The following is a 16,675-nucleotide window of genomic DNA, read 5'->3' as shown; positions in this document are numbered from 1 at the left end:
CGTGACAGACGTGAGCGACGAGGCCCGCACCGACGCCCCCGAGCAGAGCCTGCGCGTCGGGCCACCCAAGGACACTGCTGCGGGGGTGCCAGGGGTGGTCCATGGGCTGGCCCACGTCTTCGGGGAGGCGGGCGTCGCGAGCGGACTGCGCACGCTCCCCCTGCTCAACCAGCACGGCGGCTTCGACTGCCCCGGCTGCGCGTGGCCCGAACCCGGCAAGCCGCACCTCGCCGAGTTCTGCGAGAACGGCGCCAAGGCCGTCGCCGAGGAGTCCACCCGCAAGCGCGCGGACGCCGCGTTCTTCGCCGAGCACCCGATCTCCGAGCTGGCGACCTGGACCGACCACCGGCTGGGCAAGTCCGGCCGCCTCACCGAGCCGATGCTCCGCGAGGAGGGCGCCGACCACTACCGGCCGGTGTCCTGGGCCGAGGCCCTCGACCTGGTCGCGGCCGAGCTCCGCGGCCTGGACTCGCCGGACCAGGCCGCGTTCTACACGTCGGGCCGCACCAGCAACGAGGCCGCGTTCGTCTACCAGCTGCTGGCGCGCAAGCTCGGCACGAACAACCTGCCGGACTGCTCGAACATGTGCCACGAGTCCTCGGGCACCGCCCTGGTCGAGACGCTGGGCATCGGCAAGGGCAGCGTCTCGCTGGAGGACATCACCGACCACGCCGACCTGATCGTCGTCGTCGGGCAGAACCCCGGGACCAACCACCCGCGCATGCTCAGCGCGCTCGAGGAGGCCAAGGACCGCGGCGCGCGGATCGTGGCCATCAACCCGCTGCCCGAGGCCGGGCTGCAGACCTTCAAGAACCCGCAGCGGGTGCGCGGCGTGGTCGGACCGGGCACCAAGCTCGCCGACCGGTTCCTGCAGGTCCGCCTCGCCGGCGACCTGGCACTGTTCCAGGCGGTCAACCGCCTGCTCCTGGAAGCCGATGACGACGCACGCACGGCCGGGCACCCCGGGGTGCTCGACCGTGCGTTCATCGACGAGCACACCTCCGGCTTCGCCGATGCCGCGGCCGCGTGGCGCAGCCTCGACTGGGCCGACGTCGACGCGGCCACCGGCCTGGACCGGTCGGAGATCGAGGACTTCGTGGGCGACGTCCTCGCGGCGGACAAGATCATCGTCTGCTGGGCGATGGGCCTGACCCAGCACAAGCAGGCGGTGGCGACCATCCGTGAGGTCGTGAGCTTCCTCCTGCTGCGCGGGAACGTCGGCCGGCCCGGCGCGGGCGCCTGTCCGGTACGCGGGCACAGCAACGTGCAGGGCGACCGCACCATGGGGATCTGGGAACGGCCCACCGAGGCGTTCCTCGACGCCCTCGGCACGGAGTTCGGCTTCGAGCCGCCGCGCGCCCACGGGTACGACGTCGTCGACACGGTCCGGGCCCTGCGCGACGGCAGGCTGCGGGTCTTCATGGCGGTGGGCGGCAACTTCGCAGCCGCCACCCCGGACAGCGCCGTCACCGAGGCCGCGCTGCGCGACGTGCCGCTCACGGTGCACGTCTCGACCAAGCTGAACCGCTCGCACGTCCTGCCCGGCAGGCGGTCCCTGATCCTGCCCTGCCTGGGGCGCACCGAGCGGGACCGCACGGGCGGCCGCGAGCAGGTCGTGACCGTCGAGGACTCGATGAGCGTCGTGCACACGTCCAGGGGGCGGCTGGACCCGGCGTCCGAGCACCTGCGCAGCGAGACCGACATCCTCTGCGACCTCGCCCGCCGCACCCTCGGCCCCGAGGACCAGACACCATGGGAGGAGTTCGGCAGCGACTACGCGCGCGTCCGCGACTCGATCTCGCGTGTCGTGCCCGGCTTCGACGACTTCGAACGGCGGGTCGCCGAACCCGGCGGGTTCGTGCTGCCCCACCCGCCGCGCGACGCCCGCCTGTTCCCGACGGCGACGGGCAAGGCAAACTTCACGGTCAACGAGCTCGAGGTCGTCCAGGTCCCCGAGGGCCGCCTGCTGCTCCAGACGGTGCGCTCGCACGACCAGTTCAACACCACCGTCTACGGCCTCGACGACCGGTACCGCGGCGTCAAGGGCGGACGGCGCGTCGTGTTCGTGCGTCCCGAGGACCTGACGGCCCTCGGGTTCGCCGACGGCGACACGGTGGACCTGGTCAGCGAGTGGCCCGCCCGGGACGGCGGCACGGAGGAGCGTCGCGCCCAGGGGTTCCGGGCCGTCGCGTTCCCGACGGCGCGGGGTTGCGCCGCGGCCTACTTCCCGGAGACCAACGTGCTGGTGCCGCTGGACCACACGGCGGAGGGCAGCAACACCCCGGCCTCGAAGTCGATAGTCATCCGCCTGGAGGCAGCCGCCACCTGACAACAGCTGAGTGCTGGGTATTTGTGCGATCAGGCCTTCAGATCGCACAAATACCCAGCACTCAACGGGGTGGGTCAGGTCAGTGGGCGGTCGCCTTTTCCGCGCCCGCGCCCGTGAGGGAGCGGACCTCCATCTCGGCGTACTTCTCGGGGTGCGACTGCTCCTTGCTCAGGAACGTGCCGACGATGCCGAGCACGAACGCGAGCGGGATGGTCACGATGCCCGGGTTGTCGAGCGGGAACCAGTGGAAGTCGATGGCCGGGTTGCTGATCATCGACTTGCTGAGCCCGGTGACCGGGTCGGCGGGCTTGCCCGACACGACCGGCGAGAAGATGATCAGCACGATCGTCGAGATCAGGCCGCCGTAGATGCTCCACAGCGCGCCGGACGTGTTGAACCGCTTCCAGAACAGCGAGTAGATGATCGTCGGCAGGTTCGCCGACGCCGCGACGCAGAACGCCAGCGCCACGAGGAACGCGATGTTCTGCCCGTTGGCGAAGATGCCACCGATGATCGCGATGACGCCGATCACGACCACCGTCCAGCGGGCCACCTTGACCTCGCCGTCCGGCGCCACCTGACCCTTCTTGATGATCGAGGCGTAGATGTCGTGCGCGAAGCTCGTCGCCGCCGTGATCGTCAGGCCCGCCACCACCGCGAGGATGGTCGCGAACGCGACCGCCGCGATGATGCCGAGCAGGATCTCGCCGCCCAGCTGGAACGCGAGCAGCGGGGCCGCGGAGTTCTGCCCGCCGGGTGCCGCGAGGATCACCTCGGGGCCGACCAGTGCACCGGCGCCGTACCCGAGCACCAGCGTGAACAGGTAGAAGATGCCGATCAGCCAGATCGCCACGACCACGGACTTGCGGGCCTCCTTGGCCGACGGCACGGTGTAGAAGCGCGTCAGCACGTGCGGCAGGCCGGCGGTGCCGAGCACCAGGGCGAGCGCGAGGGACAGGAAGTCGAGCTGCGACAGGGCCGTCGCGCCGTACTGCAGACCGGGCTCGAGGATCGTCTCGCCCTTGTCGCCGGCCATGCTCACGGCCCCCTCCATGACGGCCGAGAGGTTGAAGCCGAAGAGCGCGAGCACCCAGATCGTCATGATGCCGGCGCCCAGGATGAGCAGCGTCGCCTTGATGATCTGCACCCACGTGGTGCCCTTCATGCCACCCACGAGCACGTACAGGATCATGAGCGTCCCGACGATCGCGATGACGAGGCCCTGGCCGGCCTTGTCGGTGATGCCGAGCAGGAGTGCGACGAGGCCGCCCGCGCCGGCCATCTGCGCCAGCAGGTAGAAGAACACGACGGCGAGCGTGGACAGCGCGGCGGCCAGCCGGATCGGCCGCTGCTTCAGCCGGAACGACAGCACGTCCGCCATGGTGAACTTGCCTGTGTTCCGCAGCAGCTCGGCGACCAGCAGCAGCGCCACGAGCCAGGCCACGAGGAAGCCGATGGAGTACAGGAAGCCGTCGTACCCGTTGATGGCGATGGCGCCCGCGATGCCGAGGAAGCTCGCCGCGGACAGGTAGTCGCCGGCGATCGCGACGCCGTTCTGCGTGCCGGTGAAGTTGCGGCCACCGGCGTAGAAGTCCGCCGCGGTCTTGTTCTCCCGGGACACCCAGAAGACGACGACCAGGGTGACCACGACGAACGCGGCGAAGATCCCGATGTTGATCCAGACGTTGCCGACGTTCGTCGCCGCTGCCGCGGCCATGACGGTCCCGTTCACAGCGCGCCCTCCTCGATCTCTTCGCGCAGGGCCTTGGCCCGGGCGTCGAACTTGTTGTTCGCCCACCGCGCGTAGAGCGTGGTGATCACGAAGGTGGACACGAACTGCAGCAGCCCGAAGACGAGACCGACGGTGACGTTGCCACCCACGCGGATGCTCATGAAGTCGTGCGCGTACGTGCTCATGAGCGCGTACAGGAGATACCAGACGAGGAACAGCGCGGTCATCGGGAAGACGAAGTTCCGGAACGCCTTGCGGAGGCTCTGGAACTCTTCCGATCTCTCCACGCGCTGATAATCGGTTTCCGTGGGCCCTGAAGCCCCTACGTCACTCATGACGCCTCCATTGGCTCATGGGGGCGCGCGCCTAGCCCGCGACCCGGTGCGCACTTCGCACCTTGGCCCAATGTGCCGCACTTCACATGCCGGGGGCAAACAGATCACACGGTGGATTTCCGGACTTGACCAAGTCGTTATATTTCGCGGAGTCCCTGTAGAGATCTCGAAAATGGACAGGTCAGGGCCGTGGGGAATCACGCCACGTTCGGCACCGGATCAGCGCCGCACGTACTCCAGGTCGGCGATCTCCCGGCCGGCCCGGTGCGCCTTGCGCTCGAACCCGGTGAGCACACGCCGCTCGAACCGCGGGGCGACGACGCCGGGCCCGTGCGCGTTGGTGAGGTCGGCGCTCGCCTCCAGCACCTCGACCATCTGCTCGGCGTACTCCGCCCAGTCGGTCGCGAGGCGCAACGTCCCGCCCGGACGCAGCACGCGGGCCGCGAGCGCCGCGAACTCCGCGGTGACCAGACGGCGCTTGTGGTGGCGCGCCTTGTGCCAGGGGTCGGGGAAGAAGACCCACAGCTCGTCGACGGACCCGGCCGGGAGCGTCGTCTCGAGCAGCTCCGCCGCGTTGGCCTGGACGAGCCGCAGGTTGTGCAGCCCGTCCTGGCCGAGGGCCGCACCGGCCCGCTCGGCGCGGGCGATCGTGTGCGCGAGGCCCGGCTGGTAGACCTCCACGGCGAGGTAGTCGCGTGCGGGGTCGGTGGTGGCGGCCTCGACCACGGCGTCACCGAGGCCCGAGCCGATCTCGACGACGAGCGGGGCCCGGCGCCCGAAGACCGCCTCGACGTCGAGCACGAACTCGGGGTCCACGGAGGTGCGTGCGACCGCCCGGGGCACGTCGACCAGGTAGGCGCCGTGGCGCGCGGCCCACATCCGCTTCTGCTTGTCCGTGAGCCGGCCGGACCGCCGCACGAACGACACCGGCTTGGTCCGGAACCCCGCCAGTTCTGGCCGGTCCGCGGCGTCGGGCTGGTGGGCGGCGTCGGGCTGGGGAGGTACGGGGTGGCTCACGGGTAGAGCGTACGAGGTGGCGGCCGAGCGTTGCGTATCCGCAAGGATTCGGGACTCGCCGGGCAGGTTCGCGGCGGCGGGCGGCAGGCTGGGGACGGACGCCCGGACCACCCCGGACCACCCCGCGAAGTCAGGACCGAACATGCTCGCCGCCGCACCCACCATCGACGTACGGCAGCAGTGCGGGCGCCCATGACCGACCGCGGCTCCTGCTCGCACGTCGAGCTCGACGGGCGCCGGATCGTCGTCGAGCTGCCCGACGCCGACCTCGCACGGCTCACCGCGGCAGCACACCGGCGGGGCATCGACGGCCCGAGGCTCGTCCTCGAGTGGATCCGGCGTGGGTTGCTGAGCGACCGAGGCTGGGCCGAACCGGGCGAGCGCCACGCCCTGCCCGACCGGGTGGCGCGGGACGCCGAGGTCGCGTGGCAGTCCGAGGACCTCTTCCGTGACCTGCTGCGCGGCCCTTCCGATCCCGACTGATCCGCGGGACGGTCAGATCCGGCCCACCTCGGACTCGAGCATCGCCACGGCCTCGCCCGGCTCGAGGTCCCCGACCAGGACCCGCAGGGTGAGGCCGTCCGCCAGGGCCAGCAGGCGCCTGGCCTGCTCCAGGGCGGCCTGGTCGCCGTCGTCACCCGCGGCGCTGCGGGCAGCGTCGGCACGGCCGGCACGATCGGCCTGGATCAGCCGCACGCACTCCTCCTCCGCCCCTCGCCGGGCCTCGGCCAGCACCTGCCGGACGGCGGAGTGGTTGATCGACTTCGCCACGTAGGCGTACCAGACGCTGACACCGATCCGGCCGGCGTCGTCCCGGGGGATCTGCTGGCTCACCACGTGCAGCAGACGCTCGCGCGGCGCCGCCTCGGCGGTCTCCTGATAGCCGCCGTGCGCGCTCTGGACGAGCGCGGTGCACCCGGCCAGGACGAGCGCCTCCTTGGTGCCGAAGTAGTGCTGGATCCGGCCCATCGAGACGTCTGCGGCCGCCGCGACATGACGCAGGCTGACGCCCTCGATCCCGTGCTCCGCGATCACCTGCCAGAGCGCGTAGACGATCTCCCAGCGACGTTCCTCGTGATCGACCACTTTCGGCATGCGCTCAGGATACCAATACGTTCGCATCGTAACGTGTTACGATGCGAACGCATTGCAAAACACCCGCCCTCCGAGAGGACCCCTTCGATGCGCAAGAACCACACCGGACCCCGGCGCCGCCGGTGGCCGGTCGTCCTGCTGGCGATCCTGGCCGCGGTCTCGACGAGCGGCCTGGTGCTGCTCCTCGCGACCAGCAGCCCCGGCATCGGCCACTTCCGCACGCCGGAGGCGCGCAAGGCCTACGAGGACGCCTACGCACAAGCGCTCGGCCGCCTGCCCGAGCCCACCAGGACCCAGGACATCGAGACGACCTTCGGCACGGTGCGCGCCTACACCTGGATCCCCGAGGGGCGGCCGGACGGCACCCCGGTCGTCCTGCTGCCCGGGCGGTCGTCCGCGACGCCGATGTGGGGCGACAACCTGCCGCACTACATCGAGCACCGCACGGTCTACGCCTTCGACGTCATCGGTGACACGGGCATGTCCCAGCAGACCGTCCCCCTGCGTGACGTCGGGGACGCGGCGCGCTGGGTGGACGAGGCGATGGCGAGCCTCGACCTCGACCGGGTGCACCTGGTGGGCCACTCGCAGGGCGGCGGGCTCGCGGCCGCCGTCGCCGTGCGGTATCCGGACCGCCTGGCCAGCCTCACCCTGCTCGAGCCGGTGCTGACCCTGAGCGCGCTGCCGCTCTCCGTGGTGCTCGCGAGCATCCCGGTCTCGCTGACGTTCCTGCCGGAGTCGTGGCGGGAGGCGGCACTGAACGAGATCGGCGGGGTCGAGAACGAGGAGGTCGACCCCGACGACCCGCTCGCCCGGATGATCAACGTCGGCGCCGAGGGCTACAGCTCGTCAGGGCTGCCCAACCCTGTCCAGCTGACCGACACGGAGCTGAAAAGCCTGCCCATGCCGGTCTACGTGGGGATCGCGAGCGGCTCCCCGCTGGCCGGCGGCGAGGCGGGGGCGGAGAAGGCGAGGCTGATCCCGGACGCCCAGGTCAAGGTCTGGCCCGACACCACGCACTCCCTCCCGATGCAGGTGGCACCGGCGCTGGACGCGGAGCTGGAGACCTTCTGGGCGGCGCATCCCTAGGCCAGGCGTTCCACCACCCAGTAGAGGGCTACCGCCACGATGCCCGCGGTCGCCGTCCCGAGCACCCAGCGGGCGGCCCGGGGAGCCCGCACGCGCAGCAGCACCAGCAGGGGGAACACCACTGCGATGATGGCGAGCTGCACCGCCTCGATGCCCACGTTGAACGACAGCAGCGACCACAGCAGGGTCCACGACCACGCCGCCTCGATGCCCAGCGCGCCAGCGAACCCGACACCGTGCACCAGGCCGAACACGAACACCACGGGCAGCCGCCAGCGGTCCCAGCCGGTCACCTCGTCCCGGGTCCCGGCGGGGGCGCGCCCCCGCCAGATCAGGTACAGGTCCACTGCCGCCACCACGGCTATCGATGCCGCGATCACCGGCTCCACCACGATCGCCGGCACCGACACCACGCCGAGGGCCGCGAGCAGGAACGTCACCGAGTGCGCGACGGTGAAGGCCGTGGCGGTCCACACCACGTCGCGCAGCCTGCGGGCGCCGATCAGCAGCGCCAGCAGGAACAGCACGTGGTCGAGCCCGAACAGCAGGTGCTCGCCGCCCAGCACGAAGAACTCCCCCACCTGCTTGATCAGGCGGTACTCGCCCGTGGTGAGCGTGGGCGACGCCGCGGTCAGCACGGCGGAGCCCTCCTCCTCGTCGAGCGAGTACCGGATGATCGTCTCGGTCGAGTGCACGAACGACTCGGCGTCCGGGAAGATGTTGCTGGAGACCTCGTGCACGCCCTCCGGCTCGCCGTCGCACACGAACGTGTAGGTCAGGGAGGCGTAGGGCCGGTCCCCGCGCTCCACCACGTCGACGGCGTCGAGCGAGGGGGTGCACGGTTCGCCGTCGTAGGTGACGACGAACCGGCCGGTCACGTAGTCGTCGACAGCCCGATCGTGCTCGTCGAGCTGCGCGAGCTGGTCCGCCCGGCCGGTGGCCTCGTACGCCTCGGCCCGCAGCCAGGCGGACTTCATGAGCAGGTCGTACTCGAGGTCGAGCACGGCGGCCACGTCCGCCGTGGGCCCACCCTGAGCGCCGGTCGACGCCGCCGGAGCCACCTCCGCGTAGACGTCGCTCGTCGCGTCGTGCGCCCACGCGGCCGGCCCGACGGCGGGGCTGCTCAGCACTGCGAGCAGCCCCGCCAGGGCCACGGTGCGGCCGATCCGGAGAGAGGGGAGTCTCAACGCCGTGCCGTGGTGAAGTACGACGGCGGGGCCGTCGTCGTACCGCCACCCGCGGTGCGGGCCGTGACGAACCACGCGTAGGTGCGGTCCGGCTTGAGGCCCGTCCACCGGACCGAGGCGACCTCGCCGGAGGACACGGTGTCGCTGCCGATCCGCTGCACCGGGTCGTACAGCACCACGGAGTCGGTCGTGAACGACGTCGTGCGGGAGGTCAGGTCGACGGGCAGCACCATGTTGTCCTCCAGCCCGTTGTACCGGTGCTCGGTGTCGTACTCGGTGGCACCGAACTCGCCGAGCAGCGGCGAGTAGGTGTCGATGGACACCTCGCCGCGGTCGACGTCGAACTGCAGCATCCGGAAGAACGACGCGCCGAACTGGAGCTGGTCCGCCGGGTCGTACCCGCCGATCTGGGTGAGCCCGAGCTGGCCGGCGGTCACCGTGTAGAACTGGTAGTCCGCGAGCAGCTCGACCACGCCGCCGCCGATGTCGCCGACGACGGGCGGGCGCACGTTGGTGCCCACGCCGTGCCGGTGCCCGGCCAGCACCAGGAAGACGTTCGGGTTGTCCTTGACGAGCAGGTTGTACAGCAGCGGCCCGTCCGACCCGCCGAAGTTCGCCCCGCGCCCGTCGGGCGAGGTGGACGGCTCCAGGTAGTCGTGCGTGAGCAGGACGCCGTTGCGGTCGGAGTAGCGGTCGAAGATCGACGCCGCCCACTCCGCCTCGTCCCTGGTCACGCCGTAGGACAGGCCGACGACCACGAAGTCGAGCCCGCCGGCGGAGAACAGGTCGTAGTGGTTCTCGTTCGAGCCCGGCGTCATCGACCCGCCGTACGTCGCGTTCTCCCAGTCCTCGGCGAGCGCCTCGTACCGGTCCGGCCCGAAGTGCTCGTCGAACAGCTCGGGGTTCTTGCCGGACTGGTTGTCGTGGTTGCCCGCGACGACGCCGTTCGGGATGCCCGCCGCGTCGATCCGGCCCTGCGCCTCGGAGGCGAACTCGAACTCGCCCGCCACCTGCTCCTCGAGCTCCGGCGGAATGGCCCGGATGTTGTTCTCGGTGATGTCGCCGGTGTGCGCGACGTAGGCGATCTTGCGCTCGTCGGCGTTGTCGACGATCCAGTCCATGACGCCCGTGTAGCCCTTGGCCCAGACGGCGCGCTCCTCAGCGGTCTCCTGCTCGACGGCGCCTTCCGTCAGGTACTGCGTGTCCGTGTAGTGGACCATCGAGAAGTCGTACCCGGCCGGGTCGGCGAAGCCGTTCGGGTCACCGGGGTCGATGTCGTCGGCGAAGGGGTCCTCACCGGTGACCATCGCGTGCACCTTGCCGCGCCGCACGTAGTCGCTGGTGACGGTGCCTTCCAGCACGGTAGCCGCGTCGACGGCGCCGCGCGCCGAGGCGACGACGTCCCAGGCCTCCGTCTCGGGGTTCCAGGCCCGCAGGCTGACCAGGCGCGCCGGGTCGGCGGTGCCCTCCCAGCGCAGCACCGGCGCCTCGACGCGGCCGTGGACCGGCACGTCGAACCGCTGGTACGTGACGTCGCCCGACGCCGGCGAGTCCGCGGACTCGCCGTCGCCCGGCTCCAGCGCCCGGGTGCTCAGCCTCTTCTCGCCGCGCACGCTCAGCGTGCTCGGGACCTCGGACGCCTCGCCCTGGAAGGCCTGGCTCGGCGTGAGGATCTCGGCGCTGGAGAAGGTGGCGGTGACCCGGCCGTCGTCGGGCTCGGCCACCGTCGCGCGCAGCGTCGCGGTGCGGCCCACGTCCGAGGTGCCCGACGCCGGTGCGACGTCGGCCGGCACGTCGGGGATCCCCGCGCTGACGAAGGGGATCTCGTGGGTCACCTCGTTGCCGAGTCCGTCGGTCGCGGAGACCTCGATGGTGTGGCCGCCCGCGGTGAGACCGGGTCCGACCGGGTCGCCCACGGCGATCTCCTCGCCGTCGAGCGTGACGTCGGGGCCCTGCACGACGCCGGAGGCGTCGTCCACCGAGACCGCGAGGGGCACGGCGGTGGTGAGCCGGTCGCCGTCGGCAGGCGTCGCGGCCACGAGGGCCGGGCCGGTGTTGTCCGTGAACAGGGCGCGGGTGGCCCGCTCGCCGGTCGTCGAGGTGGCGGCGAGCTCGTGCTCGCCGTCGGGCAGCGTGGCCGTGTCGAGGTCGGCGCGCAGGCCGCGTGCGGGGGCGTCGACGGCGAAGGTCACCGTGACCTCGCGCAGGGCGGTGCCGCTCGAGCCGCAGGTGCCGTCGCCCATCGAGTAGGAGGGCTTCAGCCCCACGCCGGCCGCGGTGCCCGCCGCGGGCGTGAGCGCGAGGTTGGAGATGGTGAAGTCGTCGCGGTTGCAGTCGCCCGCGAAGGTGCCGGTGACCACCTTGACGGCGTTCTCGCCGGGCCGCAGCCACTCGTTCGGGACGACGACGTTCGCGCGCTGGCTCGCGTACGAGCCGCCCAGCGGCATCTCGATCCCGTTGACGACCAGCAGGTTCGCGGCGTTGCCGTCCACGGCGTTCGACCCGACGTTGAACGAGAACGCGGCGTCGCCGGAGCCGAGCGTCGCCGTGGTCTCCACCGCCTCGCCGTCGACGGTGAGCTCGGTGGTGCCGCCCTCACCGTCCGCCGGGCGGGCGCCGATGGCGGTGACCGCGCCGTTCGCGAGGGTGCCGTCGGTCGGGGTGAGACGCGGGGCGCCGACGGGCGCGTTGTTCACGCGGACCTGGTGCGCCGTCGTGTCGCCGTCCGCCGTGCGTGCCTCGATGGTGTGCTCGCCGTTCGCGAGGGTCGTCGTGTCGAGGTCGGCGCTGAGCCCCGTGGTGCCCTGCGGGTCGCCCTGCACGAAGAACGACAGCTCGGCGCGCAGGAGGAGGCTCGTGTTGGTGCCGCAGCTCCCGTCGCCGAACGCGTAGGTGTACTCGTTCTCCTCGCCGTCGGCGGTCTCGCCGAGCGGCTCGAGCGTGAAGTCGGAGAGCACGAAGTCGTCGTGGTTCACGCCGCAGTCGGTGCTGATGGTGCCGGCGACCACCTCGACGGTGTTCTCGCCGGTCACGAGGTACTCGTTGGGGATCTCCAGCTCGACGCGCCTGCTCACGGCGTCCGGCAGGTAGATCGGCTCCGAGCCGTTCACCGACACGTAGTTCTTGTAGCGCGCCTCGGTCGAGTTCGTCGCCACGTTGTAGCCGAGGATCGAGGTGCCCAGCGTCTCGGTGGCACCCGGCACGTCGACGCCGTCGACCGTGAGGCGTTCGACGTCGTCACCAGGCGCGACGGGTTCGGCCGCGACCGGGACGGTCCCCTCGAGGAACTCGCCCTCCTCGGGCGTGAGGACGGGACCGCCCGGCGCCGGTTCCGCCGGCTCGTGCGGCGCCGTCGCGGTGGCACCCGCCTGGGCGGTGCCGGCCTGGGCGGGGGCGGCGGACGACGACGTCGCGACCCACCCCGTCATGGCGAGCGTGGCCGCCGTGACCGCCGCGACGAGACCGGCCTGCTGCCGAGCTCGCTGTTTCCTGGTGACTGGCCGCATGGCCGTCCTCCCTGTGGTCCGTGAAAGGTGGACGGCCCTGAGCACGCCCGGAGGTCAACCTGGACCGGGTGGGTGAACAGAACGGGTGCGGGAGGCAACAACCGGACAAATTGTCCAGTGGGCTGGGTGAAGCCGCAGGTCAGCGAGCACGCGGGACCCGGGTGAACTTGAGCGCCAGGTCCTGGGCTCCTGACACCGGGAACGACGAAGGCCCCCACCACCGGTGGGGGCCTTCGTGATGCTGTGCGCCATCATGGACTCGAACCATGAACCCGCTGATTAAGAGTCAGCTGCTCTGCCAATTGAGCTAATGGCGCCTGCGACGGAAAGATTACCAGGGCTTGGACCCTCTGGCGCACCATTACTTCCGCCTCACGACGACCCTCGCACACGCCCTCGAGAGGGACCTGCTGGACCGTCGTCTGGTGCGCCATCATGGACTCGAACCATGAACCCGCTGATTAAGAGTCAGCTGCTCTGCCAATTGAGCTAATGGCGCCTGCGACGGGAAGAAACACTACCAGGACCTGCGCCGTCACCGGAAACCGAACGAGCAGCCCGGCCCTGTGAACTGCGCGACAGACCGCCCCGCCTACAGGTACAGGCCGGTCGAGCCGTCCGCCTCGTCCCGTTCGGCGACGCCGTGCACGTCGCGCTCCCGCAGGAGCACGTAGTCGCGGCCCGCCAGGTCCACCTCGGCGCGCTCCTCGGGGTCGTAGAGGACGCGGTCCCCGACGTCGACCTGGCGCACGTGCTCACCCTTGGCCACGACGGTCGCCCACGCGAGCCGCTTGGGCCCGACGGCGGTCGCCGGGATCACCAGGCCGCCCGTCGAGTGCCGCTCCCCCGGTTCCGTCTCCGGCTCGACCAGGAGCCGGTCGTGCAGCATGCGGATCGGGAGGGTGCCGGGCTTCGTGGCGGAGTTCGTCACTGCGGGGGTGCTCACAGGACAACGCTACGCGACCGGCGGAGCGGGTTGTCCACAGGTCCCGCCGGACGGACCGCCGTCGGCCCGCGAGGCGGCTAACGTTACGGACATGACCACACGTCTCGAGACCGGGGACAAGGCTCCCGACTTCACGCTCCCGACCGCCGACGGCTCCACCGTGAGCCTCGCCGACCTGGCGAAGAGCACCGACAAGGGCGTCATCGTCTACTTCTACCCGGCCGCCGCGACGCCGGGCTGCACCAAGGAGGCGTGCGACTTCCGCGACTCGGAGGCGTCGCTGCTGGGCGCTGGCTACGCCGTCGTGGGCATCTCGCCCGACAAGGTGGCCAAGCTGGCCAAGTTCGCCGAGTCCGAGGCGCTCACGTTCCCGCTCGCGTCGGACGAGGACCACGCGACCCTGGAGGCGTATGGCGCCTGGGGCGAGAAGCAGAACTACGGCAAGACGTACGTCGGCGTCATCCGCTCCACCTTCGTGGTGAACCCGGACCTGACGGTCGCCGAGTCCTTCTACAACGTGAGGGCGACGGGCCACGTGGCCCGGATCCGCAAGGTCCTCGGGCTCGACTGATGAGTTCACCCGCCGACCTGCTCGACCTCGACTCGGAGCTGAGCGACGCCGAGCTGGCCACCCGGGACCGGGTCCGCGAGTTCGTGGACCGGCGCGTCCGGCCGGACATCGCCCGCTGGTTCGCCGACGCGTACTTCCCGCGGGAGCTGGTACCTGAGCTGGGCGAGCTCGGCCTCCTCGGCATGCACCTGGACGGGTACGGCTGCGCCGGCCGCTCCGCCGTCGAGTACGGGCTGGCCGCGCAGGAGCTGGAGGCCGGCGACTCCGGCATCCGCACGTTCGTGTCGGTGCAGGGCTCGCTGGCGATGTCGGCGATCCACAAGCACGGCTCCGAGGCACAGAAGCAGCGGTGGCTCCCCCGCATGGCGACCGGCGAGGTGGTGGGCTGCTTCGGGCTCACCGAGCCGGGTGCCGGCTCGGACCCGGCGAGCATGACCACGCGGGCCCGGTTCGTGCCGGGCAGCGAGGGCGGCGACGCCGGCGGCGAGTGGGTGCTCGACGGCGCCAAGCGGTGGATCGGCATGGCCTCGTTCGCGGACCTCGCGATCATCTGGGCCAAGGTGGCGGAGCCGCAGGAGGGCGGCGGCGAGCGGGACCGGGTGCGCGGCTTCATCGTGCCGACGTCGACGCCGGGGTTCGCGGCGGTGCCGATCGAGCCGAAGCTCTCGATGCGCGCGTCCGTGCAGTGCGACATCACGCTGGAGGGCGTCCGCGTACCGGCGGACGCCCTGCTTCCGGAGCACCCCGGCCTGGCGGGGCCGTTCGCCTGCCTGGACGAGGCGCGTTACGGCATCGTGTGGGGCACCGTCGGCGCCGCACGGGACGCGTTCGAGGCCGCGCTGGCCTACGCCAAGGGGCGCGAGCAGTTCGGCACGCCGATCGCGGGCTTCCAGCTCACGCAGGCCAAGCTCGTGGACATGGCCCTGGAGATCACCAAGGCGCAGCTCATGGCGCTGCGGCTCGGCCGGCTCAAGGATGCGGGGCGGCTGGAGGGGCACATGATCTCGGCCGGCAAGCTCAACAACGCGCGTATCGCCGTCGACGTCTGCCGCGAGGCACGCACGGTGCTGGGCGGCAACGGGATCACGCTGGACCACTCGCCGATGCGGCACGCCGGCAACCTGGAGTCGGTACGCACGTACGAGGGCACCGACGAGGTCCACACGCTCGTGCTCGGACGACACATCACGGGACTCGCCGCGTTCCGCTGACCTGCGCGCTCGCTACCCGTAGACTGTGCGCCGCGCGCGAGTGGCGTAATTGGCAGCCGCGCCAGGTTTAGGTCCTGGTGTCTTCGGACGTGGGGGTTCGAGTCCCCCCTCGCGCACCGGAGAAGGGCCCGGCCGTTGGCCGGGCCCTTTCTCGTCCGCACGGATAGGCTGCCCGCGCCATGACGACACAACGACCTGCAGCAGATCAGCCGCACTGGCGGGTGTACCCGGTGGGACTCGCGGGCAATGTCGTGAACGCGGCGATCAACGCGCTCGCCCCCTTCCTCCTCGGCATCGGGGCGGCCTTCGTGCTCCTTTTGGCCGTCGCGCTGGTCGGTGAGGAGGCGCTGGCCTACGAACCCGCCGTGAGCGGCGCGCTCGACCAGCTCGCGCGCGCCGCCATGATGCCGGTGCTCGTCCTCGCACTGGGTGCGGGTGTCCTGACCACCGTCCTGCTCGCGCTGCGCGAGGTGATCACCTCGCGGGCCGTCGTCCGGGCGGTCGCAGAGGGTGCGCCCCGGACGGCCGTGCCGCACCCGAGCCAGGTCAACCTGCTGACGGCCCAGCCTCCGTTCCTCGCGTTCCTCGTCATGGCCGTCCTGGTGGGCGGGATCGGCCTGCTGATGGCCGTGATCGCGGCCTTCACCGTCAACGGCAGCGAGCTGCCCATCCTGTGGGGCTTCCTCGTGACCACGGGGGTCGGCGGCGCGTTCGTGCTGCTCGCGCTCGCGGGCCGCCCCGCGCACCACCGGCGTCGCCTGGCGGTCGCGGCGCACTGGTCCACCGCCGACGAGCACGCCGCCTGGCGGCGAGCCGCCCCCGCGCGAGCCGAGGACGACGACACGACGGCGCTCCCAGCGGACCTTCAGCGCATGCGGCGCAGGGCGACCTGGTTGGAGTACGTCGGCATCGTGTGCTTCGCGCTCGGGTTCAGCCTCATGCAGCTCTGGCTGTTCGTCACCCACCCGTTCCGCTCCACGACCGATCCCGGTCCGCGCGTGGAGTACGGGGACGGCATCGAGGTGGTGCTCGTCGCCGGCGTCTGGGTCTTCGCGGCCCTCATGGTGGCGGCCGTCGCGCTCCTGGTCGTGGGGTTCTTCGCCGACTCGGCCGTGCAGCGGCGGGAGCAGGAGATCCTGCGCGAGGCGCTGGAGGACCCCGCGGCCCCGCGCCCGCCTCGTGTCCTGCTGCGCAAGTACGCCGACCATCAGCCGGTGATCTTCGTACAGGCCCTTGCACTGCTGGCCGCGCTGGGGGCTGTGCTCGGCTGGGGGGTGTACAGCCTCGGCACCGGAGGGATGGCGGACGTCGCGACGCTGTACGGCGAGGCGGACGAGACGTTCGGCGGCTTCGTACCGCAGGCGCTGGTCACGCTCGCGATCTCGGCCGCCCTCGTGCTCCTCGCCCTCGTGTGGGACGTCGCCGTCTCCGCCCGCGGCTACGACCTACGAAACCGCGTGGTGGAGCGCTGGCCCGTCAAGCCCGCACCGCGGATGGTGGGCGAGGACGGCGAGAAGCGGCCGGACCCGGCGTCGACGGGCCCGTCACTCACACCGAGACCGGAGCCGAAGCCGAAGCCGAAGCCGAAGCCGAAGCGACAGAACGCGCGACGGTGACGGAGGCCGGAACGACAGCGACGGTCGTCCCCGGGCACGGG

The 16,675-nt window shown here is 71.3% G+C and carries 13 protein-coding genes and 3 tRNA genes; 7 read left to right on the top strand and 9 right to left on the bottom strand.

Features of this window, described 5'->3' with window-relative positions:
- Nucleotide 1: 1 nt before the first annotated feature.
- Nucleotides 2-2,329, top strand: coding sequence for an FdhF/YdeP family oxidoreductase (locus ACFWE2_RS05845; RefSeq protein WP_377223267.1), 2,328 nt, complete (start codon nt 2-4; stop codon nt 2,327-2,329).
- Between the two features lie 79 nt (nt 2,330-2,408).
- Here the strand turns inward: ACFWE2_RS05845 and ACFWE2_RS05840 are convergent, their stop codons facing one another.
- From ACFWE2_RS05840 to trmB, 3 genes are all read right to left on the bottom strand, one after another.
- Entirely contained in the window at nt 2,409-4,046 is a 1,638-nt protein-coding gene (locus ACFWE2_RS05840; RefSeq protein WP_377223294.1) for a cation acetate symporter, read from the bottom strand.
- Nucleotides 4,047-4,057: 11 nt separating this feature from the next.
- Nucleotides 4,058-4,396: a DUF485 domain-containing protein gene (locus ACFWE2_RS05835; RefSeq protein ID WP_377223266.1), complete on the bottom strand. Its 339-nt coding sequence runs from the start codon at nt 4,394-4,396 to the stop codon at nt 4,058-4,060.
- 219 nt (nt 4,397-4,615) lie between these two features.
- A complete protein-coding gene (trmB, locus tag ACFWE2_RS05830; RefSeq protein ID WP_377223265.1) occupies nt 4,616-5,413 on the bottom strand; it encodes a tRNA (guanosine(46)-N7)-methyltransferase TrmB in 798 nt (265 codons plus the stop codon).
- A 192-nt stretch (nt 5,414-5,605) separates the two neighbouring features.
- Here trmB and ACFWE2_RS05825 point away from each other — a divergent pair, with 192 nt between their 5' ends.
- Nucleotides 5,606-5,896 carry a hypothetical protein gene (locus ACFWE2_RS05825; protein ID WP_377223264.1) on the top strand — a complete coding sequence of 97 codons (291 nt, stop codon included), beginning with the start codon at nt 5,606-5,608 and terminating at the stop codon, nt 5,894-5,896.
- Nucleotides 5,897-5,908: 12 nt separating this feature from the next.
- Here ACFWE2_RS05825 and ACFWE2_RS05820 read toward each other — a convergent pair whose 3' ends face one another.
- Entirely contained in the window at nt 5,909-6,508 is a 600-nt protein-coding gene (locus ACFWE2_RS05820; RefSeq protein ID WP_377223263.1) for a TetR/AcrR family transcriptional regulator, read from the bottom strand.
- Nucleotides 6,509-6,595: 87 nt separating this feature from the next.
- Between ACFWE2_RS05820 and ACFWE2_RS05815 the strand changes: the two genes are divergently transcribed.
- Complete coding sequence (locus ACFWE2_RS05815; RefSeq protein WP_377223262.1) at nt 6,596-7,597, top strand: alpha/beta fold hydrolase; 1,002 nt, start codon at nt 6,596-6,598, stop codon at nt 7,595-7,597.
- Here ACFWE2_RS05815 and ACFWE2_RS05810 read toward each other — a convergent pair.
- From ACFWE2_RS05810 to ACFWE2_RS05790, 5 genes are all read right to left on the bottom strand, one after another.
- The gene (locus tag ACFWE2_RS05810; protein WP_377223261.1) at nt 7,594-8,784 is read right to left on the bottom strand and encodes a HupE/UreJ family protein; all 1,191 of its coding nucleotides are present in this window, start codon (nt 8,782-8,784) and stop codon (nt 7,594-7,596) included. The two genes, ACFWE2_RS05815 and ACFWE2_RS05810, sit on opposite strands and share 4 nt — an antisense overlap.
- Nucleotides 8,781-12,290, bottom strand: a complete 3,510-nt coding sequence (locus tag ACFWE2_RS05805) for a metallophosphoesterase (RefSeq protein WP_377223260.1) — start codon at nt 12,288-12,290, stop codon at nt 8,781-8,783. Before ACFWE2_RS05805 ends, ACFWE2_RS05810 begins: the two co-directional genes overlap by 4 nt.
- Before the next feature lie 244 nt (nt 12,291-12,534).
- Nucleotides 12,535-12,607, bottom strand: a tRNA-Lys gene (locus ACFWE2_RS05800).
- A 106-nt stretch (nt 12,608-12,713) separates the two neighbouring features.
- Nucleotides 12,714-12,789, bottom strand: a tRNA-Lys gene (locus ACFWE2_RS05795).
- Nucleotides 12,790-12,882: 93 nt separating this feature from the next.
- Nucleotides 12,883-13,179, bottom strand: coding sequence for a GroES family chaperonin (locus ACFWE2_RS05790; protein WP_377223293.1), 297 nt, complete (start codon nt 13,177-13,179; stop codon nt 12,883-12,885).
- A gap of 148 nt (nt 13,180-13,327) precedes the next feature.
- On the opposite strand from ACFWE2_RS05790, the gene bcp reads away from it, so the two are divergent.
- The 4 genes from bcp (at nt 13,328) to ACFWE2_RS05770 (ending at nt 16,634) form a co-directional block, all read left to right on the top strand.
- Nucleotides 13,328-13,807, top strand: a complete 480-nt coding sequence (gene bcp, locus ACFWE2_RS05785; protein ID WP_377223259.1) for a thioredoxin-dependent thiol peroxidase — start codon at nt 13,328-13,330, stop codon at nt 13,805-13,807.
- Nucleotides 13,807-15,018: an acyl-CoA dehydrogenase family protein gene (locus ACFWE2_RS05780; protein WP_377223258.1), complete on the top strand. Its 1,212-nt coding sequence runs from the start codon at nt 13,807-13,809 to the stop codon at nt 15,016-15,018. The genes bcp and ACFWE2_RS05780 overlap by 1 nt, the downstream gene beginning before the upstream one ends.
- A 34-nt stretch (nt 15,019-15,052) precedes the next feature.
- Nucleotides 15,053-15,134, top strand: a tRNA-Leu gene (locus ACFWE2_RS05775).
- Between the two features lie 63 nt (nt 15,135-15,197).
- The gene (locus ACFWE2_RS05770) at nt 15,198-16,634 is read left to right on the top strand and encodes a hypothetical protein (protein WP_377223257.1); all 1,437 of its coding nucleotides are present in this window, start codon (nt 15,198-15,200) and stop codon (nt 16,632-16,634) included.
- Nucleotides 16,635-16,675: the final 41 nt, after the last annotated feature.

The organism is Promicromonospora sp. NPDC060271 (assembly GCF_042726755.1).
Lineage (GTDB): Bacteria > Actinomycetota > Actinomycetes > Actinomycetales > Cellulomonadaceae > Promicromonospora.
The sequence above is the reverse complement of the archived record's forward strand: the minus strand, read 5'-3'. Positions and strand labels throughout refer to the sequence as shown.

Excerpts from the sequence above, each read along its gene's own strand:
- ACFWE2_RS05825 (WP_377223264.1), top strand. The coding sequence starts at position 5,606 with ATGACCGACCGCGGCTCCTGCTCGCACGTCGAGCTCGACGGGCGCCGG.
- ACFWE2_RS05820 (WP_377223263.1), bottom strand. The coding sequence starts at position 6,508 with ATGCCGAAAGTGGTCGATCACGAGGAACGTCGCTGGGAGATCGTCTAC.
- ACFWE2_RS05780 (WP_377223258.1), top strand. The coding sequence starts at position 13,807 with ATGAGTTCACCCGCCGACCTGCTCGACCTCGACTCGGAGCTGAGCGAC.
- ACFWE2_RS05790 (WP_377223293.1), bottom strand. The coding sequence starts at position 13,179 with ATGCTGCACGACCGGCTCCTGGTCGAGCCGGAGACGGAACCGGGGGAG.
- ACFWE2_RS05835 (WP_377223266.1), bottom strand. The coding sequence starts at position 4,396 with ATGAGTGACGTAGGGGCTTCAGGGCCCACGGAAACCGATTATCAGCGC.
- bcp (WP_377223259.1), top strand. The coding sequence starts at position 13,328 with ATGACCACACGTCTCGAGACCGGGGACAAGGCTCCCGACTTCACGCTC.
- ACFWE2_RS05770 (WP_377223257.1), top strand. The coding sequence starts at position 15,198 with ATGACGACACAACGACCTGCAGCAGATCAGCCGCACTGGCGGGTGTAC.
- ACFWE2_RS05840 (WP_377223294.1), bottom strand. The coding sequence starts at position 4,046 with ATGGCCGCGGCAGCGGCGACGAACGTCGGCAACGTCTGGATCAACATC.
- ACFWE2_RS05805 (WP_377223260.1), bottom strand. The coding sequence starts at position 12,290 with ATGCGGCCAGTCACCAGGAAACAGCGAGCTCGGCAGCAGGCCGGTCTC.
- ACFWE2_RS05815 (WP_377223262.1), top strand. The coding sequence starts at position 6,596 with ATGCGCAAGAACCACACCGGACCCCGGCGCCGCCGGTGGCCGGTCGTC.